Genomic DNA, 20,945 nt, shown 5'->3' on the forward strand with positions numbered 1-20,945 from the left:
CCCCATGCTCAGCCTCGACATCGGTGGTCGCCGCGCCGTCGCAATCCTCCTGGCCGCTCTGTTCTTGCTCACCTCGATGGAGGTGGCGGGATCTCGTGTGGCCAACGCCGCACCGGCGGTGCCCGCCGACGGCTACGGGTTCAGCGTCGGCGCCTCACAGATCTGGATGAGCCCCGAGGATGCCGACCGCGAACTCGACGCGGCCGCGCAGACCAACGCACGCTGGATGCGGGTGCACCTCGACTGGAGCGCAGTCGAGCGGGTGAAGGGGCAATACGACTGGGGATACGTCGACCGCTGGGTCAACGGTGCCCGTAGTCGGGGCATGCGGGTGCTCGCAATGATCATCAACACCCCGGACTGGGCCAAGGCGCCGGGCGCCCCGCTCTACGCCCCGCCGGTCGACCCGGCCGACTACGCCACCTTCGCCGCGGCCGTCGCCACGCGCTACCGCGACCGCGTCACCGACTGGGAGATCTGGAACGAGCCGAACCTGCCGGGGTTCCTCGGCTATGCCGACAATCGACCCGCGGTCTACGTCGGTTTGCTGAAGGCGGCGTACCCCGCGATCAAGGCGGTTCAGCCCAACAGCACGGTGATGTCGGCGGGTCTGAGTCGCGCCGTCGGCGGCGACGGGCCGCCCAACTTCCTCAACGACATGTACGCCAACGGGGCGAAGGGCTACTTCGACGCAGTTGCCATGCACCCCTACGTCTTTCCCACCGGTCTCGCCGCCGACCCCGAGAACGCCTGGTCGGACCTCACGAGGGTCCACGACGTGATGGCGGGCAACGGCGACGGCAACAAGAAGGTCTGGATGACCGAGTTGGGGGCGCCCACCTCGGACCCCTCCGCCGAGGGGGTCAGCCAGCAGGAGCAGGCCAAGCAGATCCTCGACGTGTTCGCCGGACTGGCCGCCTTCAGCTGGGCCGGACCGGCGTTCGTCTACAGCATCCGCGACGTAGACACTGCCAACCGGGGCAACCGCGAGGACAACTTCGGCGCTCTGCTGACGACCGACTTTCAGCCCAAGTACACCGCGAGCGTGCTCGCACGGTAGCCGGCCACGCGACCTCCGCCGCTCGTATAGTCGAAGGCGCCAACCGACGACTGCAAAGAGGTGACCGTGGCTGCCCGTCCGATCCACACCTTCGAGGTGGTGCGCAGCGAACAGCTCACACCGCACATGATCCGAGTGGTTCTCGGCGGTGGCTTCGCCACCTTCACCCCCAACGACTTCACCGATGCCTACGTCAAGATCGTGTTGCCCCGCCCGGACACCGACGTGTCGGCGCTGCCGACCCCTCTGACGCTCGACAGCTTCAAGGAATTGCCCGAGGCGCATCAGCCCGTCGTCCGGACCTACACCGTGCGAAAGGTCGACCGCGAACGTCAGGAGATCAGCATTGACTTCGTCGTGCACGGCGAGCACGGCGTCGCCGGGCCGTGGGCGGCGGCGGTCGAGCCAGGCGATCCCGCGTATCTGATGGGGCCCAGCGGCGCCTACGCGCCCGACCCCGCCGCCGACTGGCACCTGCTGGCCGGTGACGAGGCCGGTCTGCCGGCCATCAGTGCCGCCCTGGAGGCGATGCCGCCGGACGCCGTCGGATACGTCTTCGTCGAGGTCAGTGGTCCCGACGACGAGATCGAACTGGTCGCGCCCGACGGCGTTCAGATCCGCTGGATCTACCGCGGCGGCCGCGCCGACCTGGTGTCAGAGGATCAGGCGGGTGACCACGCGCCGCTGATCGAGGCCGTGATGGAAGCCCTGTGGCGGCCAGGTCAGGTGCAGGTGTTCATCCACGGCGAGGCGCAAGCCGTCATGCACAACCTGCGGGGTTACATCCGCAAGGAACGCGGCGTCGACGCGAAGTGGGCGTCGATCTCCGGGTATTGGCGGCGTGGTCGCACCGAGGAGACCTTCCGCCAGTGGAAGGCCGAACTGGCGAAAGCGGAGTCTCAGTCCGCCAGCTGAGCCGGACTGGCAGGCTTGGGCCATGGCATTCGGTGACTATCAGCTCGAGATCTACCTCCAAGGCCTCTCCGGAGTCCTGCCGTCCTACCCGATGGCCTTCGCCGAACTGGAGGCCAAGGCCAAGGCCGCGATGTCCCCATCCCTGTGGTCCTATGTCGCCGGCGGCGCGGGCGACGAGCGCACGCAGCGAGTCAACGTCTCCGCCTTCGAGCGGTGGGGCCTGGTGCCCCGAATGTTCGCCGGCGCAAAGGAACGCGACCTGTCCGTCGACGTGTTCGGGCTGACGCTGCCGTCACCGTTGTTCATGGCCCCCGTCGGAGTGATCGGCCTGTGCGCGCAGGACGGCCACGGCGACGTCGCCGCGGCCAAGGTGGCCGCCCGCACCGGCGTGCCTCTGATGACGTCGACGTTGACGACCGATCCCCTGGAGGACGTCGCCGCGGAATTCGGCGACACCCCCGGTTTCTTCCAGCTCTACACCCCGACCGATCGCGATCTGGCCGCCAGTCTCGTCTCGCGGGCCGAGGCGGCCGGGTACCGCGGCATCGTCGTCACGTTGGACACCTGGGTGCCCGGCTGGCGTCCCCGCGACCTCTCGACGTCGAACTTCCCGCAGCTTCGCGGGCACTGTCTGTCCAATTACACCAGCGACCCGGTCTTTCGGGCCTCCCTGGCGCAGACCCCCGAGGAGAACCCGCAGGCCGCCATCCTGAAGTGGATCTCGGTGTTCGGTAACTCGTTGTCCTGGAACGATCTTCCGTGGTTGAGATCGCTGACGTCGTTGCCGCTTCTGGTCAAGGGCGTTCAGCATCCCGACGACGCCCGCCGTGCCGTCGACGGCGGCGTGGACGGAATCTACTGCAGCAATCACGGTGGGCGCCAAGCCAATGGCGGTCTGCCGGCGATCGATTGTCTGCCGGGCATCGTGGACGCCGTCCCAGGGGTGCCGGTGCTGTTCGACTCCGGCATCCGCAGCGGCGCCGACGTCGTGAAGGCCTTGGCGCTGGGCGCCACCGCGGTCGGCGTCGGACGGCCGTACGCCTACGGCATGGCCCTCGGCGGCGTCGACGGCGCGGTCCATGTGCTGCGCTCCCTGCTGGCCGAGGCGGACCTCATCATGGGCATTGACGGGTACGCCTCACTCAAGGATCTCGGGCGTGACGCACTACGCCGCGTCGACTCGGCGGAGGTATCGCGATGAGGGCCGTGCGCTGCCTGGACGGCACCCTCGAGGTCGTCGACGCCGCCGACCCGCAGCCGCAGAGGGGTCAGCTCGTCCTGGAGGTGAAGCGTTGCGGCATCTGCGGTTCCGACCTGCATGCCCGTCACCATGCCGGCGAACTGCAGGACGTCATGACCGCGGTCGGCTACCACGACTTCATGCGGGCCGACACCCCGGTGGTGATGGGCCACGAGTTCTCCGGCCAGGTCGCCGAACGGGGTAGGGGCGTCGGAAGGGAATTCAAGGTCGGCACCCTGGTCGTGTCGTTCCCCCTGGTGCGGGCCGCCGGCGGCGTCCACCTGACCGGGTTGTCGCCCTTGGCGCCCGGTGGCTACGCCGAGCGCGTGGTCGCCGAGGCGGCGATGAGCTTCGTCGTGCCCAACGGGTTGTCGGCCGACGTCGCCGCGCTGACCGAGCCGATGGCGGTGGCCTTGCACGCGGTGCGCCGCAGCGAGGTCGGCAAGGGTGACGTCGCGATCGTCATCGGCTGCGGTCCGGTGGGGCTGGCCGTGATCGCTCATCTCAAGGCCCTCGGAGTCAAGACCGTCGTCGCCAGCGACTTCTCCTCCGGCAGAAGGTCTCTCGCCACGAAGTGCGGGGCCGACGTCGTCGTCGACCCCGCGGTGGACTCGCCCTACGAGCGCGCGGGGACCAAGGGCATGATCACCCAGGCCCCGGCCCTCTACGAGTTGGGCATGGGTTCGATGGAGAAGCTGCGCAAGATGCCGGGGTGGTCGCACGTCTACCGTGCCGCCGACGCTCTGGGCGCGGCCGGTCCCAAGCGGCCGGTGATCTTCGAGTGCGTGGGCGTCCCCGGGATGATCGACGGCGTCGTCGCCGCGGCACCGCTGAACTCCCGGGTCGTGGTGGTCGGCGTCTGCATGGGCGAGGACAAGCTTCGGCCCGCGATGGCGATCAGCAAGGAGGTCGACCTTCGCTTCGTGTTCGGTTACACCCCTTTGGAATTCCGCGACACCCTGCACATGTTGGCCGACGGCAAGGTAGACGGTTCGCCACTGCTGACCGGCACCGTCGGGTTGGACGGCGTGGCGGCGGCCTTCGACGCGCTGGGTGACCCGGAGACGCACGCCAAGATCATGATCGACCCGGCGAGTACCGCAGTCGCGCCCTGACACGTCACCGTGTGGTCTCGAAACGCGCGACACGGGCCATGGTCGACGGCGGCGCCCGACTCGGTCTGCCACCGTGGGGGAGTGGCAGCGGCAGTCGAAGTGGTGCTCGAGGAGTTCGACGAATACCTCGCCCTGCAACGCGGCCGGTCCGAGCACACCCGCCGCGCCTACCTCGGGGACCTGCGCTCCCTGTTCGCCTTCCTGGGTGAGCAGCCCTCGCTGGACGGTCTCACGCTCGCGGTGCTGCGATCCTGGCTCTCCTCGCAGGCGGCCGCGGGTGCCGCGCGCACGACACTGGCCCGCCGGACCTCGGCGGTCAAGACGTTCACCGCGTGGGCGTGGCGTCGGGGCCTGATCGACGGCGATCCGGCGGCGCGACTGCAGGTGCCGCGGGCCCGGCGCTCCCTTCCCGCCGTGTTGCGTCAAGACCAGGCGCTCGACGCGATGAACGCCGCCACCTCCGGCGCACAGCAGGGCGACCCGATGGCGTTGCGCGACCGGCTGATCGTGGAGACGTTGTACGCCACCGGAATTCGCGTCAGCGAGCTGTGCGGTCTCGACGTCGACGACGTGGACACCGGGCAACGTGTCCTGCGGGTACTCGGCAAGGGCGACAAGCAACGGACGGTGCCGTTCGGCGAACCCGTGCTCAGAGCCTTCACCTCCTGGCTCACCGACGGCAGGCCCGCACTGGCCACGCCGACCTCGGGTGCCGCCCTTCTGCTCGGCGCCAGGGGCGGACGCATCGACCCGCGCCAAGCCCGCAGCGTCGTGCACCAGACCATGGCCGCCGTCGACGGCGCTCCCGACATCGGCCCGCACGGTTTGCGGCACAGCGCCGCGACGCACCTGCTCGAGGGTGGGGCCGACCTTCGGGTCGTCCAGGAACTCCTCGGACATTCGTCTCTGGCGACCACGCAGCTCTACACCCACGTCACCGTGGCGCGGCTGCGGGCGGTGCACGACCAGGCCCACCCACGGGCTTGAGCCGCACGGGCGTGGTGACGACCAGACCCAGCGGGTCGGCGTAGTCGGCGCGCGACGCCGGCCCCCACATCGCACCCCAGTGCAGGCACGCCGCCGCACCACAGCCGGGATGACCGGCCAGCAGCACCCCCACCGCGCCGCCCGCCGCGACGAGCTGCCCCACCCGGACGGCCGCCTCGACCGGCTCGTAGGTGGTGCGCAAACCGCCGGGGTGGGCGATCGAGATCAGCGGTCGCCCCGCCAGTTCGCCAGCGAAGACGACGGTGCCCGCCGCCGCGGAGTAGACGGTCTGCCCCTGCGTCGCGGCGAGGTCCACCCCGCGGTGCCCACGGTTCCAATTCTGGGCCGGTGCGTCGAAGGTCCTGGTCACTGCCGGTTGGGGCCGTAGCGGCCAGCCCAGCCGGTCGCCGTCGGCGTGCGCTGGTGCGGCGATGAGCAGGCCCAGGGTCGCCAGAACCGCCATCAACTTCATCGCACCAGTTCAGCGCGGCGATCGGGTCATGGGAAGGGGGTCGGCGAGCGCCTGTGGATGAATCGGTCGCCGCGCGTCTCGGCGTGGCAAGAGCAGGCATGTCAACGGTGTAAACTCAGTCCCGCAATCCGCGTGAGCGGGTTGACTTCGCGCGCTCGTGCCGCAGCCTCGATTTCCAAGGTTGCACACGCATGCCGGTTGGTCCCATGTGGGGGAAGTCCTCGACACGGGTCCGGCACGCAACGAGCGCCAGGGTTCGACATCACCCCGATGTCGGACGACAACCGACTGAAGAAGGACCAAGCCACCATGGCTGTCGTAACAATGAAGCAGCTGCTTGACAGCGGCGCGCACTTCGGGCATCAGACCCGCCGTTGGAATCCGAAGATGAAGCGATTCATCTTCACCGACCGCAACGGCATCTACATCATCGACTTGCAGCAGACGCTGACCTACATCGACACGGCGTACGAGTTCGTCAAGGAAACCGTCGCCCACGGCGGCAGCATCATGTTCGTCGGTACCAAGAAGCAGGCGCAGGAGTCCATCGCCGACGAGGCCACCCGGGTCGGGATGCCGTTCGTCAACCAGCGCTGGCTCGGCGGCATGCTCACCAACTTCCAGACCGTGCACAAGCGCCTTCAGCGGATGAAGGAGCTCGAGGCCATGGAGCAGACCGGTGGCTTCGAGGGTCGCACCAAGAAGGAAATCCTGATGCTGACGCGCGAGAAGAACAAGCTCGAGCGCAGCCTCGGTGGTATCCGCGACATGCAGAAGGTGCCCTCGGCGATCTGGGTCGTCGACACCAACAAGGAGCACCTGGCCGTCGCCGAGGCTCGCAAGCTGAACATCCCGATCCTGGCGATCCTGGACACCAACTGCGATCCCGACCTCGTCGACTACCCGATCCCGGGTAACGACGATGCGATCCGCTCGGCTGCGCTGCTCACCAAGGTGATCGCCTCCGCGGTCGCCGAGGGCCTCAAGGCCCGCTCGGGTGCCGGCGCCGACAAGGGTGCCGCCGAGGGTGCCGCCGAGCCGTTGGCCGAGTGGGAGCAGGAACTGCTCGCCACCGCCACCGCACCGGCAGCTGCTGCTCCCGTTGAGGCGGCGCCCGTCGCCACCGAGACGACCACTGAATCTTCGTAGGAGAGAAAATTGGCGAACTACACCGCTGCCGACGTCAAGCGACTTCGGGAGCTGACCGGCTCGGGCATGCTCGACTGCAAGAACGCCCTGGTCGAAGCAGATGGTGACTTCGAGCGTGCCGTCGAGGTCCTTCGCATCAAGGGTGCCAAGGACGTCGGCAAGCGTGCCGAGCGTGCGACGGCCGAAGGTCTGGTCGCCGCCAAGGGTGGCGCGCTGATCGAGCTGAACTCGGAAACGGACTTCGTCGCGAAGAACGAAGAGTTCCAGTCCGTGGCCGCTCAGATCGTCGACGCCGCTGCCGAGTCCAAGGCCGGCGACGTCGACGCGCTGAAGGCCGCGAAGATCGGCGACAAGACCGTCGAGCAGGTCATCGCCGACCTCTCGGCCAAGATCGGCGAGAAGCTCGAACTTCGCCGCGTCGCCTACTTCGACGGCACGGTCGAGGCGTACCTGCACAAGCGGTCCTCGGACCTGCCGCCCGCGGTGGGCGTGCTCGTCGAGTACACCGGTGGCAACCCCGAGGTCGCGCACGCCGTGGCCCTGCAGGTGGCGTCGATGAAGGCCAAATACCTCACGCGTGAGGACGTCCCCGCCGAAGCGGTCGCCAACGAGCGTCGCATCGCCGAGGAGACCGCCCGCGAAGAGGGCAAGCCGGAGCAGGCCATGCCGAAGATCATCGAAGGTCGTCTGACCGGCTACTTCAAGGACGTCGTCCTTCTCGAGCAGTCGGCCATCGCCGACGACAAGAAGAGCGTCAAGGCGCTGATCGAGGACGCCGGACTGACCGTGACGCGGTTCGTCCGCTTCGAGGTCGGTCGCAGCTAGCCCGCACGACACCAGGAGACCCCGCGTCTTCGCCGGTAACCCGGCGGACGCGGGGTTTCTTCGTTCCCGGCGCGCATTGCTAGCGTCGTCGCATGACCCTCGTTTCGGCCTTTGGCGACGACGCACTCGGACGGCTCGACGCGGTGGGCGTCACCGAGGCCATCGCGTCCGGAGCAGTGTCGCGAGCGGAGGTCGTCCAAGCGGCGATCGCCCGCACGGAGAAGGTCAACCCCCAGCTCAACGGTCTGGCGTTCGAGGCCTTCGGTGCTGCCCGGGCCCGCGCCGCGTCGCCCACCCGCTACGGCGGCTTCTTCGACGGGGTGCCGACGTTCGTCAAGGACAACGCCGCGGTCGAGGGCATGCCGACGATGGAGGGCACCGACGCCTGGGAGCCGCGGCCCGAGCCCGCCCACGGTGACTTCGCCCGGGTGTACCTGTCGACCGGCCTGGTGGCGCTGGGCAAGTCCCAGCTCTCGGAGTTCGGCTTCAGCGCCGTCGCCGAACACGCCCGCCTCGGGGCGGTCCGCAATCCGTGGAACGTCGACCACACCGCCGGGGCGTCGTCGTCGGGCGCCGGTGCCTTCGTCGCTGCGGGTGCGGTGCCGATCGCCCACGCCAACGACGGCGGCGGGTCGATCCGCATCCCCGCCTCCTGCAACGGCCTGGTAGGTCTCAAGCCGTCACGGGGCCGGCTGCCGCTGGACGCCGACATGCGCCAGATGCCGATCCGGATCGTGGCCAACGGCGTGGTGACCCGCTCGGTGCGCGACACCGCGGCGTTCTACTGCGAGGCCGAGAAGGTGTGGCGCAGCCCGAAGCTGCCGCCGATCGGCGACGTGACGCGGCCGGGGCGCGCCCGGTTGCGGGTCGCCGTGTTCACCAAGTCGGTCAAGCGGGAGTGCAGTCCGGAGGTACGCGAGCACACCCTGCGTACCGCCGACCTGCTCGAGCGGATGGGGCACCGCGTCGAATACCTCGACGCACCACCGGTGCCCGTGTCCTTCATCGACGACTTCCTGCTGTACTGGGCGCTGCTGTCCTTCGCGCTGGTGCGCGGTGGCAAGAGCCGGTTCGGTGCGACGTTCGACCGCGGCAAGCTCGACAACCTCACCCTCGGACTCGAAGCGTTCGCGGCGGCGAACCTGCGCCGGCTGCCGTTGGCGGTGGCCCGACTGGCGACGCTGCGCCGCCGGATGCTGCCGCGGGTGCGCGACTACGACGTGCTGCTGACGCCGACCTTGGCCGAGGTGCCGCCGCTCGTCGGGCACCTCGACCCGACCGCCGACTACGACCAGATCATCGAGCGACTGGTGGACTGGGTGGCCTTCACGCCGCTGCAGAACGTCACCGGTGACCCGGCGATCTCCTTGCCGCTGGGCCAGTCGGTCGAGGGCCTGCCCGTCGGCATGATGCTCAGCGCGCGGATGGGCCGGGAGAAGACTCTGCTCGAATTGGCCTACGAGATCGAGGAGGCCGTGCCCTTCCCCCTCATCACCTCCGCGGTCACTGCGGATTCCCAAGCCCGAACACGCTGATCGACAAGACGTTTCGTTTCGGGCCACGCCGGCGTCGACGAAATTCGTCGAGTTGACGACACCTCACCTTAATCTGTCGCCGGCGTAGTTAACCTTCCGGACATCACGGGTCGTAACCGAAGAAACACGGCGAGCCGAACATCGCCGTCGTGGAGTCAACAGCCGCCACCACCGCACGACCTCCGGCGATCGCCGCCGCGTCCGGCAACACCTTCGGGTACCTGGTTCGGTTCGCGCTGGCCAACATTCGGCGACGCCCCGAACGATTCGTACTGTCGGTGCTCGGCATCGCGCTCGCGATTGCGTGCGTCACCATCGTCCGCACGATCTCCTCGAGCTTCGCCATCACCGGCGCCGATTCGGTCACCGACGTACTGGACGGGGCCCAACTGTGGGCAGTGCCGGCCGCCGGGGTCCACTTCGACCCGGACGCGCAGGCACTGGTTGCCGACGGAGCTGCACCGGACCTCGCGCTGCCCGCCGGCTGGCGGGGCGTGCACACGTTGTCGGGGCTCACGACGGTCGACGGCAACGCGGTCTCGCTGCGCGGAAGTGACGAAACACCCTCGGGCCAAGCCACGTTGGGGTCGGCTCTGGCCGACCGCCTCGGCGTCGGCCCCGGTGAGCGGGTGTCGATCGGTGGCCAGAGCCTGGTGGTCGACGTGTCGGGGGACGGGCAGTCCGCCGTGGTGTCGACCGACCTGGCGCGGTCGATCGTCGGCGAGAGGGGATGGTGGACGGTGTTCGCGCCGCAGGGGCGCGAGAAGGACCGCACCCTGGCGCAGTCGTTCGGCGCGGCGACAGGTCTGCCGTTCACCGCCGACCCGGCGGTGCTGCCGGATGCGGGTGGCACCGGCTTGATCTACGACACCGTTGGCGGCAACGGCCCGCTGACGTTCGAGCAGAAGTTCTCCGCGCTGTTCTCGGGCAAGGTGACCAGTTCGACGCTGGGGCTCATCTCGACCATCGGCCTCGGGTTGGGCTTCGTCATCGCGGTGTCCTCGTTCCTGGCCGCCGTGCAGGAACGCAAGCGCGAGTTCGGCATCATGTCGAGCATCGGGCTCGCCGACGAGGTGCTCTACTTCTTCCTCGTCGAGTCGGCCGTGGTCTTCGTCGTCGCCTATCTCGTCGGCATCGCCGGAGCGGGAGCCGCAGTGGCACTGGTGATTCCGGGTATCGCGACCCCGACTGCCTGGCTGCAGGCCTCGGCCATGGTCGCGGCCTTCCTCCCCGCCATGGCGATCGTCGGCGCGCTGGTGCCGGTGCACCGGCTGCTTCAGCAGCGTCCCGTCGACCTGTTGGGGGACCGCTGATGAGCGCTTGCGCGAAGAGGATACGACCATGAGCGCTCGCGCGAAGAGAATGGGGACGCGCTAGTCATGTTGACCAAGGGTTTGGCCTACGGCTGGCTCGCCGCCCGGCGACGGATCGGCGAGATGATCCTGCCCGTCGTCACCACGGCCACGGGCTCGTTCCTCGTCGTCCTGGTGTTCGGGATGCAGGACGGCATTCGCGCGCAGTCCGCGTCACTCGGGCACGCCGACGAGATCGGCCGGGCCGTCGTCCTCATCGCGGTGACCGTGCTGCTGGTCGGCGTCGTGGAGGTGGCCGTGGCCACCACCAGGACCGTCGCACACCGCACCAGGGAGCTCGGGGTGCTGGGCGCCAACGGGGTACCCCGCGGACCCGTCGTCGCGGCCCTGCTCGTCGAACCGTTGGTGGCGGCCGTCCTCGGCGCGATCGTCGGCGCGGCGCTCGCCGTCGCCGTCGCCTTGGGGCTTGGCGCAACGGGTTTCGTGCCCACCGGCGTCGCCGTCGGCGGACTGCTGCTGGGCTCGGGCGTCGCCATTGCGGTCAGCATCGTCGCCGCGGTGGTGACCAGCATCCTGCCCACCTGGACCGCAGCGTCGCGGCCACCCATTCGTTCGCTCTCCGGGGGAGGTTGATCCATGACCGTCGTCAACGACAAGAAGGACACGGAGGTCACCGCGGAGGTCACCGCGAAGGTCACCGAGGTGACCACGGCCGACGGGCCGGCCGCACCGGTCATCGCGGTGTCCGACGTGTGGAAGCTGCACCAGCTCGGCGACGAGGTGGTCAAGGCCCTCGTCGCCGCCGACCTCACGGTCATGCCCGGAGAATTCGTCTGCCTGATGGGCCCCAGCGGTAGCGGAAAGTCCACGCTGCTCAACATCATCGGCGGACTCGACCGGCCCACCAAGGGATCGGTCAGCGTCGCGGGCAAGGACACCGGCAAGCTGACCGAGAGCCAGTTCGCCGCCCTGCGCCACGACACCATCGGCTTCATCTTCCAGAGCTACAACCTGATTCCGTTCCTCTCCGCGGTCGAGAACGTCGAGCTTCCCCTGATGTTCGAGCCATATGACCGCAAGGCGTTGCGCACCAGGGCAGCCGAACTCCTCGAGCTGGTCGGCCTGAGTCATCGGGTGCACCACCAGCCCACCAAGATGTCAGGAGGTGAACAGCAGCGCACGGCGATCGCGCGCTCGCTGATCAGCAATCCGACACTGGTCCTCGCCGACGAGCCGACGGCGAACCTGGACCACAAGACGGGCGAGACGGTCGTGCGCATGCTGCGCGACCTGTGCTCGACCATGGGCGTCACCGTCGTCGCCAGCACCCACGACCCGATCGTCGCCGAAGAGGCCAGTCGGGTCGTCCGGATGCGCGACGGCCAGATCGTCGACTGATCCGTTGACCCGACGAAATCGAAGGAAACACCTGTGACTCAAGAAATGGAAGCGCGGTCGTCGGGCACTGCCGAGCGCGACGCGCTGATGACGACCGAACTCGTCCCCGAGCAGATCCTGCCCAAGGTGATGAGCACGTTCGGCCTCACCTCGGCGTACGTGTTCATCATCTGCTGGGTCACCGGATCGTCGGTGATGGCCGCCGGCGGCTGGACGGCGATCCCCATGTGGGTGCTCGGCATCGTGAGCTTCCTGGTGCCCGCCGGGATGGCCGTCGTCGAACTGGGCAACCTGTGGCCGGGCCAGGGTGGGGTGTACATCTGGGCCCACCGCACGATGGGCGAAACCTGGGGATTCATCGGCGGATACCTGTCATGGGTGCCGGTGATCCTCAACGCCGCATCCTCACCGGCCGTGGTGCTGCAGTTCCTGCTGCTGGCCTTCCACACCGAACTCGGATTGACGACCAGCATCATCCTGCAGTTGGTCATCATGTGGACGGTGATCGGGTTGGCGTTGGCCAAACTCGCCGCCAACCAGAAGATCATGAACGTCGTGTTCGTGGTCTACGGCGTGCTGACACTGACGATCTTCGTCTGCGGTCTGCTGTTCGCCGTCAAGAACGGCTCGGCCACGCCGTTCGACTGGCACGAGGCGACGGTGCCCAACTTCGCCGTCGCGGGCTTCCTCTACGGGACGGTGCTGCTCTACCTGCTCGGCGTCGAGACGCCCTACAACATGGGTGCGGAATTCCTCTCGGTGCGCAAGAGCGGACCCAAGATGATCCTGTGGGGTTCGACGGCTCTGGTCGCCATCTACCTGCTGACGACACTCGGCACAATGATGGCGCTGCCCGGTGACCAGATCGACCCCGTCACCGGCGTCATCGCCGCCCTCGGCGCATCCGGCTTCCCCGGCCTGATGGAGGTCTGTGCGGTCGTGCTCGCGGGCATCATCGTGGTGGCACTGATGACCTACCAGGTGGCCTACTCGAGGCTGATCTTCGTCTCGGGTCTGGAGCGGCACCTGCCGCGCATCTTCACCCATCTCAACCCACGCACCCGAAACCCGGTGACGGCCATCCTCATTCAGGGTGTGCTGTCCTCGTTGATCCTGGTGGGGCTCTACTCGCAGAGCAGCATGGCCAACGTGACCATCTACCTGCAGGGTGGCTTGAGCACCGTATGGCTGCTGTCGGGCTTCTTCTTCCTGATCCCGGTGGTCGTGGCGCGCAAGAAGTACGCCGACCGCTACGACGACGAGAAGTTCTGGCGCATCCCCGGCGGCATGGTCGGCGTGTGGATCGTGGTCATCGTGGGCTCGATCGCCACCGTCGCCGGCATCTACTACTCGTTCGTGACACCGTGGATCGACGTGCCGCAGGCCACCTGGATGACCTGGGTCGGCGGGATCAGCCTGGGCATGTTCGCCCTCGGCCTGATCGTGTTCGTCTTCGGCAAGCGCTCGGCCCGCAAGATGAGCAAGGAGGATTCGCTGGCGCACCTCGCCGTCTTCGACCTCACCAAGGAAACCTCGACCACCGACGGAGTCTGAACGATGACACTCGACAGCACCACCAGGAGCGGAGACGCCACCGCGGACTCGACGAGCTATCCGCTCGACCCGCTGACGGGGGAGGAGATCCAGTCGGCGGCGGCCATCGTCATGGCGTCCGAATTCGCCACGCCCACATTGAAGTTCGTGATGATCCACCTCGCGGAGCCGGCGAAGACCGCCGAGTTGACCTTCACCGGCGCCGACGTGGCCCGCTGCGCGTTCGCGACGATGTACGACGCCGCGGCGAAGATGATCTACGAGGCGGTGGTCGATCTCGGCGCCAGCATGATCGAGTCGTGGAAGTCCATCCCCGGGCGCTTCCCGTCCTATCTGGTCGAACACATGACCGGTGTGGAGGAGAAGGTCCGCGAGGACCCGCGGTGGCAGGAGGCGATGCGCAAGCGAGGCATCACCGACTTCAGCCTCGCGATGATCGACCCGTGGCCGGCCGGCTACTACGGTGCCGGCGACCACTACGACAACTCACCGCTGCTCTGCCGTCCGTTGACGTTCATGCGTGCGGCGCCGTCGGAACACGGTTACGCCCGGCCGGTCGAGGGTCTGATCGTCACCTTCGACCTCGACCACATGAAGGTCGTGGACATCGAGGACCACGGCGTGGTGCCGATGCCGCCGACGGCGGGAAACTACGACCCCCGCTTCATGTTCGATCCGAACAACCGGCCGGCGTTCACCGAGTTCCGCGGCGACGTCAAGCCAATCGAGATCACCCAGCCCGAGGGGCCCAGCTTCACCGTCGACGGATGGCAGGTCACGTGGCAGAAGTGGTCGATGCGCATCGGGTTCAACCCGCGCGAGGGTGTCACTCTGCACGAGGTGACCTACACCGACCGCGGGGAGACCAGGCCGATCCTGTACCGCGGGTCGCTCTCGGAGATGGTGGTTCCCTACGGTGACACCTCACCGACGCACTGGAACAAGAACGTCTTCGACATGGGTGAGGTCGGGATGGGCTTCTCCGCCAACCCGTTGACGCTGGGGTGTGACTGTCTCGGCGAGATCCACTACTTCGACGGCATGGTCAACGACTCCGACGGCAACGCCGTCACGATCCCGAATGCCATCTGCATGCACGAGGAGGACTACGGAATCTCCTGGAAGCACACCGACTTTCGCACCGGTGAGGTAGAGGTGCGTCGTTCGCGACGGCTGGTGGTGTCGATGATCTGCACCGTCGGCAACTACGAGTACGGGTTCTTCTGGTACTTCTACAACGACGCGTCGATCGAGGTCGAGGTCAAGCTGTCCGGGGTGCTCACCACCGGCTCGATCGCCGAGGGCGAGGTCCCGCGCTGGGGCAAGCTCGTCGCCCCCGGGGTCTACGGGCCGAACCATCAGCACTTCTTCAACTTCCGGCTCGACATGAGCATCGACGGTCCGGGAAACAGTGTCTACGAGGTCGATTCGGTTCCCGAACCGGATCCGGCGCTCAACCCGCATCACAACGCGTGGATCACCCAGGACACCCTGGTGGCCTCCGAAGCCGACGGTGCGCGGGACTGGGACTGGAAGACCGGCCGGTACTGGAAGGTCGTCAACCCGTCGAAGAAGAACGAACTCGGCTCACCCGTCGCCTACAAGCTGGTGCCCAAGGACATCGTGCCCGTCATGGTGCAGGAGGGTTCCTCCATCTACGACCGGGCTCGGTTCGTGCAGCACAACCTGTGGGTCACCAAGTACGACGAGGCGGAGAAGTTCGCGGCGGGGGACTACATGTACCAGTCGGCCGACGCGCAGGGCCTGCCCGAGTTCGTCGCCGACGACGCGCCGTTGGAGGACACCGACGTGGTGCTCTGGTACACCCTGGGTGCGCACCACGTGGTGCGGCCGGAGGATTGGCCGGTGATGCCGTGCGCGTATACGGGCTTCCACCTCAAGCCCATCGGATTCTTCGACGGCAACCCGGCACTCGACGTTCCGCCGTCGCCACCGAAGGCGTGCCACGGTGCCCACCACGCCGGCCTGCCGGTCGCCGAGCGGGCGATGGAGTCCTAGCGGCGGCTAGCCGAGTTCGGCGAGGAGCGTGCGGAACCGTCGGCGGTCGTCCTCACCCAAGGGCGCCAACACCTTCTGTTCGGCGTTCCGCACGCCGGGGTCGACGTCGTGCAGCAGGGCGGCCCCCTCCCGCGTCAGTTCGGCGGGCAGGGAGCGCCCCGACGGTACGGCGTCGGGCCGGGTGACGAGTCCGCGCTCCTGAAGGCCGCGCAGCACCAAGTTCATCGCCTGGGGTGAGACGTTGGCGTCGCGGGCCAGGTCGGCGTTGGAGCGGCCCGGCGAGTGGGACAGGATCCGCATGCAGATGTATTGCGGGAAGGACAGGTTCAGCGGTTCGAGCACACTGGCGACGACCTCGTTGCGCAGGGCGGTCGCGACCCGGATCAAGAGCATGCCCAGCGGTTGGTCGTCGCGTGCACTCATGTCAACTATGTTGACATATATCAACTAGGTTGATAAGCATGACGGCATGAGTAATCCCCTCGAAGTCATGTTCGACGCCGCATACCGGGGCGAGGCCGAACAATTGGGTCTCGGCACCAAGCCGCCGTGGAGCATCGGCGAGCCGCAACCCGAGATCGCCGCCCTGATCGACGCCGACGAGTTCCACGGCGACGTCCTGGACGCCGGCTGCGGCGAGGCCGCGACGGCGCTGGAACTCGCGGCCCGCGGTTTCACCGCCGTCGGGCTCGACCAGTCCGCGACCGCCATCGAACTGGCCCGCGCGGAGGCCGCCCGGCGCGGCCTGACCACCGCCACCTTCGACGTCGCCGACATCAGTGCGTTCACCGGATACGACGGACGCTTCGGCACGATCGTGGACTGCACCCTGTTCCACTCCATGCCGGTCGAACTCCGCGACGGATATCAGCGGTCGATCGTGCGCGCCGCCGCGCCCGGCGCGTCGTACTACGTCCTGGTGTTCGACCGTGCCGGCATGCCCGAGGGCGTCCCGATGAACCCCGTCACCGAGGCGGAACTGCGCGCCGCGGTCTCCCCGTATTGGATCGTCGACGACGTCCGGCACGCCCGCATCCACGCCACCGCCGCACGGAACCCTGCCGCGTCGGACGACTTCGCGGGTTCGGGCATCCGCGACGAGGGCGACGGCCGCGTGTCGATGCCCGCCTGGCTGTTGTCGGCACATCTGGGGTAGCACTCACCCCTGCGCGCTCCCGATCCAGCCGTTTGGCAGGATTGGGGGCACTCGCGTGCGGACCGAAGGAGTGACATGGCGGAAACGGTCCTGGCGGACCCCGGTCAGCGGCCCGGCTATTCGCGCGTTCTGCTCAAACTGGGTGGTGAGATGTTCGGCGGGGGACAGGTCGGCCTCGATCCCGACGTCGTCGCCCTGGTGGCGCGGCAGATCGCCGAAGTCGTGCGCGGCGGCGTGCACGTCGCGGTGGTCATCGGTGGCGGAAACTTCTTCCGCGGCGCCCAGCTTCAGCAGCGTGGCATGGAGCGCAGCCGGTCCGACTACATGGGCATGCTCGGCACCGTGATGAACAGCCTTGCGCTGCAGGACTTCCTGGAGAAGGAAGGCATCGACACCCGCGTGCAGACCGCCATCACGATGGGGCAGGTCGCCGAGCCCTACATCCCTGGTCGCGCCCGCAGGCATCTGGAGAAGGGGCGCGTCGTCATCTTCGGCGCAGGCATGGGCCTGCCGTACTTCTCGACCGACACCACAGCCGCGCAGCGCGCGCTCGAGATCGGCGCCGAGGTCGTGCTGATGGCCAAGGCCGTCGACGGCGTCTACACCGACGACCCGCGGACCAACCCGGATGCCGAGCTGCTCAAGAACATCACCCACCGGGAGGTCATCGACCGGGGCCTGCAGGTGGCCGACGCGACGGCGTTCAGCCTCTGCATGGACAACCGCATGCCCATCCTGGTGTTCAACCTGCTCGTCGACGGCAATATCGCGCGCGCGGTGGCGGGTGAGAGGATTGGGACGCTGGTCACCACCTAACGGGTGGACGAGCGACACCGACGGGAGAAGATGAAGTGATCGACGAAACCCTCTTCGAAGCAGAGGAGAAGATGGAGAAGGCGGTCTCGGTCGCCCGGGACGACCTGTCGTCCATCCGCACCGGTCGCGCCAACCCCGGCATGTTCAACCGAATCAAGATCGAGTATTACGGTTCGCCGACGCCGATCACCCAGCTCTCCAGCATCAACGTTCCCGAGGCCCGGCTGGTCGTCATCAAGCCCTACGAGGCCAACCAGCTCAAGCCCATCGAGGACGCGATCCGCAATTCCGATCTCGGCGTGAACCCGGGCAACGACGGCAACGTCATCCGGATCTCCATCCCGCAATTGACCGAAGAGCGCCGCCGTGACCTGGTCAAGCAGGCCAAGGGCAAGGGCGAGGACGCCAAGGTCACGGTGCGCAACATCCGCCGTAAGGCCATGGAGGAGCTCGCCCGGATCAAGAAGGACGGCGAGGCGGGCGAGGACGAGGTCGGTCGCGCGGAGAAGGACCTGGACAAGAGCACCCAGACCTACACCGCGCAGATCGACGACCTGGTGAAGCACAAAGAAGGCGAGCTGCTGGAGGTCTAGGTCGCAGCAGACCAGACCTTCAGCGACAGCACGGTGGCAGACACCGACACGGCGTCCACCGACGGGCCCGAGACCCCGGCACCCAAGAAGACGGGCGGCCGGGCCGGACGCAACCTCCCCGCCGCCATCGGCGTCGGGGCCTTCCTCGGCTTCGGCGTCATCGCGATCCTGGTGTTCGCGCCACTGGGCTGGGTTCCGGTGGTGGCGGTCGCGATGGCCGTCGCCACCCACGAGGTCGTCAAGCGACTTCGGACGGCGGGGTACGCCATTCCGATCGTCCCGCTGCTCGTCGGCGGGCAGGCCATCGTCTGGTTGACGTGGCCCTTCGGCCCGGCCGGCGCCCTGGGTGCGTTCGGTGCCACGGTCGTGGTGTGCATGATCTGGCGGCTGCTGTCGGGTGGGCTCAAGAACCCACCGCAGAACTACCTTCGCGACGTCACCACGACGATCTTCCTGGCCGCCTGGATTCCGTTGTTCGGCGCGTTCGGCGTACTGCTGGTCTACCCGGAGGACGGCCGCTGGCGCGTGCTGTGTCTGATGCTCGGCGTCGTGTTCTCCGACATCGGCGGCTACGCGGCGGGCGTGCTGTTTGGCAAGCACCCCATGGTGCCGGCGATCAGCCCGAAGAAGTCCTGGGAGGGCTTCACCGGTTCGTTGATCTTCGGGACCGCCGCGTCGGTGCTCGCCGTGACCTTCCTGTTGGAGAAGCCCGCCTGGGTCGGCATTCCGCTGGGTCTGATGCTGGTCCTCACCGGCACGCTCGGCGACCTGATCGAATCTCAGGTCAAGCGCGACCTGGGCATCAAGGACATGGGCACGCTGCTACCGGGCCACGGGGGCCTCATGGACCGCCTGGACTCGGTCCTGCCCTCGGCCGTCGCGGTGTGGGTCGTCCTGACGCTTCTCGCCTGACCGGGACGCTCGCGAGTTGACCCAGCACGCCAACGCGCCGAGTATCAGGCCCACCCCGACGCCCACGTCGACCCGTTGCCCGAGCATCAGCCAAGAGAGCACGCCGGCCACCGCGGGGATGACGCAGAACAGCATCGACACCGCCGCGGCGCCGTGAAGGTTGATCGCGCGCACGTAGAGCGAGACGCCCAGCGTCGCGTTGAGCAGCACCACCCCCGCCACGCCCACCACCGCGTGAGTCACGTCGTGCACCACGAAGGGCGTGGTGAGGCTCAGTGCAATCGCGGGAATCGCCGCGACCGCGTTCTGCACGGCGGTGGAGGCGCGGAAGTCGACGTCGGCGCAGAACCGCTGCTGATACACCCCGCCTGCCGCCAGGCCGACGAGCGCCACCAGGAGCAGCAACACCGCCGGGTCGACGCCGTGCTCGGCGACCAATCGGCTGGCGCAGGCCGCGAGCACGGCGACCACGCCGAGCGCCAGAGCCAGGATGCGCAGGGGCGTCAGGCGGTCCCCGAGGAACGCTGCGGCGAGCATCGCCGTCGCGACGGGATTCATCGCGACCACCACCGCGCACAGGACCGCCGGTGCGCCGTGCTCGATGGCGAAGTAGAGGGCGCAGAACTGCAACGCCTGCATCAGCAGGCCCGACACCGCGACGTGGCCCAGCGCGCGACCGGTTGGCCACCGCACGCCGGCCACCTTCGCCCAGGTGCCGAGGATCAATCCGGCCAGGACGAAGCGGAACGCGACCACCGCCATCGGCGACATGGCGTTCACCGCCAGATTCCCGATGGGGTAGCCCAGGGCGTAGAAGAACGTCACGGCGGCCGCAGTGGTCATGGGCATGCGTGTCGGGGACATGGATCTCATCGTCGGCATTACACGTCGCCGTCGTCCAACGAATATCGGCGATCACATTCGATCAGTCATGCTGATCGATCCATGGACGAGGTTTGCGTTCGTCGCTCGTAGTACCGGCGCTTTGATCGTCGATGCTGATCGGAGTACCTTGACGGGGTGAGTCAGGTCCTGGACATCGCGCCCTTGCGCAGCGTGGTCGCCGTCGCCGACTGTGGCGGATTTCACCGCGCCGCGACGGTCCTGCACCTCACCCAGTCCGCGGTCAGCCAGCACGTCCGGCGCGTCGAGGCCGTCGTCGGGGGACCCGTGGTCGAGAAGTCGGGCCGCGGCGTCGCCTTCACCGAACTGGGTTACCGGCTGCTGTCCCATGCCCGGACGATCCTGGCCGCACACGATGCCGCCCTCACCGACCTGGGCGCCGCCGAGGAGCGCGTAATGGTCATCGGCGCGACCGAGCACGGCGCCGACGTCATGCTGCCCGGCCTGACCGCAGCGCTGGGGCAGCGACTCCCGCAGTGGCGGCTGCGTTTCCGGCTGGACCGCAACGTGATGCTCGCCGACGCAATCGAGCACGGCACCGTCGATGTGGCGGTGATGCTGGACGGCAGCGGCCTCGATCCGGCCAATGCGTCGGGAATCGTTGCGCTGAAGTGGGTTTCGAGCCGAACGTTCGCGATGCCGGCCAATGATCCGCTGCCCGTGGTGATGTTCTCCGAACCGTGCACGCTGCGCGAGCCGACCTTCGCCGCGCTGGACCGCATCGGCTCGCCCTACCGCATCGCCGCCGACAGCTCCGATCTGTCCGGCCTGTTCGCCGCCGTGCGGTCGGGCCTGGGCGTCGCGCTCTTGCCGATGATCGGTCGACTTCCCGACGGACTGTGCCTCACCGAGGGATTGCCTCCGACGAGTCGTGCGACGGTGTTCGTGCGGGGCCGCGCCGGGGTCGACGCCACCGCTCTGGAAGCCGTCGAGGGTGCGGTACGTGACGTCTTGAGTGAACAGGCCTGATAATGAGCGAGACC

The 20,945-nt window shown here is 67.9% G+C and carries 21 protein-coding genes; 18 read left to right on the forward strand and 3 right to left on the reverse strand.

The genetic code is table 11. The features are described 5' to 3' along the window. Window positions 1-4 precede the first annotated feature (4 nt). From ABZ195_RS02345 to ABZ195_RS02365, 5 genes are all read left to right on the forward strand, one after another. Window positions 5-1,060 (forward strand): hypothetical protein, encoded by a 1,056-nt coding sequence (locus ABZ195_RS02345; RefSeq protein ID WP_355214483.1) that lies wholly within the window; start codon window positions 5-7, stop codon window positions 1,058-1,060. A gap of 66 nt (window positions 1,061-1,126) precedes the next feature. Further along, window positions 1,127-1,975 carry a siderophore-interacting protein gene (locus tag ABZ195_RS02350; RefSeq protein ID WP_355214485.1) on the forward strand — a complete coding sequence of 283 codons (849 nt, stop codon included), beginning with the start codon at window positions 1,127-1,129 and terminating at the stop codon, window positions 1,973-1,975. Between the two features lie 22 nt (window positions 1,976-1,997). After that, window positions 1,998-3,176, forward strand: coding sequence for an alpha-hydroxy-acid oxidizing protein (locus ABZ195_RS02355; protein WP_355214487.1), 1,179 nt, complete (start codon window positions 1,998-2,000; stop codon window positions 3,174-3,176). Continuing rightward, window positions 3,173-4,330: a zinc-binding dehydrogenase gene (locus ABZ195_RS02360; protein ID WP_355214489.1), complete on the forward strand. Its 1,158-nt coding sequence runs from the start codon at window positions 3,173-3,175 to the stop codon at window positions 4,328-4,330. Before ABZ195_RS02355 ends, ABZ195_RS02360 begins: the two co-directional genes overlap by 4 nt. Window positions 4,331-4,411: 81 nt before the next feature. Beyond that, window positions 4,412-5,317: a tyrosine recombinase XerC gene (locus ABZ195_RS02365; RefSeq protein ID WP_355214491.1), complete on the forward strand. Its 906-nt coding sequence runs from the start codon at window positions 4,412-4,414 to the stop codon at window positions 5,315-5,317. On the opposite strand, the gene ABZ195_RS02370 is transcribed toward ABZ195_RS02365, so the two are convergent. After that, window positions 5,265-5,789 (reverse strand): M23 family metallopeptidase, encoded by a 525-nt coding sequence (locus ABZ195_RS02370; RefSeq protein WP_355214493.1) that lies wholly within the window; start codon window positions 5,787-5,789, stop codon window positions 5,265-5,267. The genes ABZ195_RS02365 and ABZ195_RS02370 overlap by 53 nt on opposite strands. Before the next feature lie 309 nt (window positions 5,790-6,098). Between ABZ195_RS02370 and rpsB the strand changes: the two genes are divergently transcribed. The 8 genes from rpsB to ABZ195_RS02410 all read left to right on the forward strand — a co-directional run bounded on the left by rpsB (window position 6,099) and on the right by ABZ195_RS02410 (window position 15,582). Then, window positions 6,099-6,938, forward strand: coding sequence for a 30S ribosomal protein S2 (gene rpsB, locus ABZ195_RS02375; protein ID WP_079926954.1), 840 nt, complete (start codon window positions 6,099-6,101; stop codon window positions 6,936-6,938). 9 nt (window positions 6,939-6,947) lie between these two features. After that, window positions 6,948-7,763 carry a translation elongation factor Ts gene (gene tsf, locus ABZ195_RS02380; RefSeq protein WP_355214496.1) on the forward strand — a complete coding sequence of 272 codons (816 nt, stop codon included), beginning with the start codon at window positions 6,948-6,950 and terminating at the stop codon, window positions 7,761-7,763. Window positions 7,764-7,855: 92 nt separating this feature from the next. After that, window positions 7,856-9,298 carry an amidase gene (locus ABZ195_RS02385; RefSeq protein ID WP_355214498.1) on the forward strand — a complete coding sequence of 481 codons (1,443 nt, stop codon included), beginning with the start codon at window positions 7,856-7,858 and terminating at the stop codon, window positions 9,296-9,298. A 149-nt stretch (window positions 9,299-9,447) separates the two neighbouring features. Then, complete coding sequence (locus tag ABZ195_RS02390; protein ID WP_355214499.1) at window positions 9,448-10,611, forward strand: FtsX-like permease family protein; 1,164 nt, start codon at window positions 9,448-9,450, stop codon at window positions 10,609-10,611. Window positions 10,612-10,677: 66 nt separating this feature from the next. Then, window positions 10,678-11,244 carry an ABC transporter permease gene (locus tag ABZ195_RS02395; RefSeq protein ID WP_355214501.1) on the forward strand — a complete coding sequence of 189 codons (567 nt, stop codon included), beginning with the start codon at window positions 10,678-10,680 and terminating at the stop codon, window positions 11,242-11,244. A 3-nt stretch (window positions 11,245-11,247) separates the two neighbouring features. After that, complete coding sequence (locus ABZ195_RS02400) at window positions 11,248-12,009, forward strand: ABC transporter ATP-binding protein (protein ID WP_355214503.1); 762 nt, start codon at window positions 11,248-11,250, stop codon at window positions 12,007-12,009. Between the two features lie 87 nt (window positions 12,010-12,096). Next, a complete protein-coding gene (locus ABZ195_RS02405; RefSeq protein ID WP_355214925.1) occupies window positions 12,097-13,563 on the forward strand; it encodes an APC family permease in 1,467 nt (488 codons plus the stop codon). Window positions 13,564-13,566: 3 nt separating this feature from the next. Continuing rightward, window positions 13,567-15,582, forward strand: a complete 2,016-nt coding sequence (locus ABZ195_RS02410) for a primary-amine oxidase (protein ID WP_355214505.1) — start codon at window positions 13,567-13,569, stop codon at window positions 15,580-15,582. A 6-nt stretch (window positions 15,583-15,588) separates the two neighbouring features. Here ABZ195_RS02410 and ABZ195_RS02415 read toward each other — a convergent pair whose 3' ends face one another. Further along, the gene (locus tag ABZ195_RS02415) at window positions 15,589-16,005 is read right to left on the reverse strand and encodes a MarR family transcriptional regulator (protein WP_355214507.1); all 417 of its coding nucleotides are present in this window, start codon (window positions 16,003-16,005) and stop codon (window positions 15,589-15,591) included. Window positions 16,006-16,051: 46 nt separating this feature from the next. On the opposite strand from ABZ195_RS02415, the gene ABZ195_RS02420 reads away from it, so the two are divergent. The 4 genes from ABZ195_RS02420 (at window position 16,052) to ABZ195_RS02435 (ending at window position 19,059) form a co-directional block, all read left to right on the forward strand. Further along, the gene (locus ABZ195_RS02420) at window positions 16,052-16,738 is read left to right on the forward strand and encodes a class I SAM-dependent methyltransferase (RefSeq protein WP_355214509.1); all 687 of its coding nucleotides are present in this window, start codon (window positions 16,052-16,054) and stop codon (window positions 16,736-16,738) included. A 75-nt stretch (window positions 16,739-16,813) separates the two neighbouring features. Then, the gene (gene pyrH / locus ABZ195_RS02425) at window positions 16,814-17,554 is read left to right on the forward strand and encodes a UMP kinase (RefSeq protein WP_355214510.1); all 741 of its coding nucleotides are present in this window, start codon (window positions 16,814-16,816) and stop codon (window positions 17,552-17,554) included. A gap of 35 nt (window positions 17,555-17,589) precedes the next feature. Beyond that, a complete protein-coding gene (frr, locus tag ABZ195_RS02430; RefSeq protein WP_355214512.1) occupies window positions 17,590-18,147 on the forward strand; it encodes a ribosome recycling factor in 558 nt (185 codons plus the stop codon). Between the two features lie 33 nt (window positions 18,148-18,180). Next, window positions 18,181-19,059, forward strand: a complete 879-nt coding sequence (locus ABZ195_RS02435; RefSeq protein WP_355214514.1) for a phosphatidate cytidylyltransferase — start codon at window positions 18,181-18,183, stop codon at window positions 19,057-19,059. On the opposite strand, the gene ABZ195_RS02440 is transcribed toward ABZ195_RS02435, so the two are convergent. Beyond that, window positions 18,970-19,923, reverse strand: coding sequence for a DMT family transporter (locus ABZ195_RS02440; RefSeq protein WP_355214516.1), 954 nt, complete (start codon window positions 19,921-19,923; stop codon window positions 18,970-18,972). The genes ABZ195_RS02435 and ABZ195_RS02440 overlap by 90 nt on opposite strands. 156 nt (window positions 19,924-20,079) lie before the next feature. On the opposite strand from ABZ195_RS02440, the gene ABZ195_RS02445 reads away from it, so the two are divergent. Next, a complete protein-coding gene (locus ABZ195_RS02445) occupies window positions 20,080-20,931 on the forward strand; it encodes a LysR family transcriptional regulator (protein WP_355214518.1) in 852 nt (283 codons plus the stop codon). Window positions 20,932-20,945: the final 14 nt, after the last annotated feature.

The sequence above is a fragment of the Mycobacterium sp. NPDC006124 genome (assembly GCF_040614235.1).
Taxonomy (GTDB): Bacteria; Actinomycetota; Actinomycetes; order Mycobacteriales; family Mycobacteriaceae; genus Mycobacterium.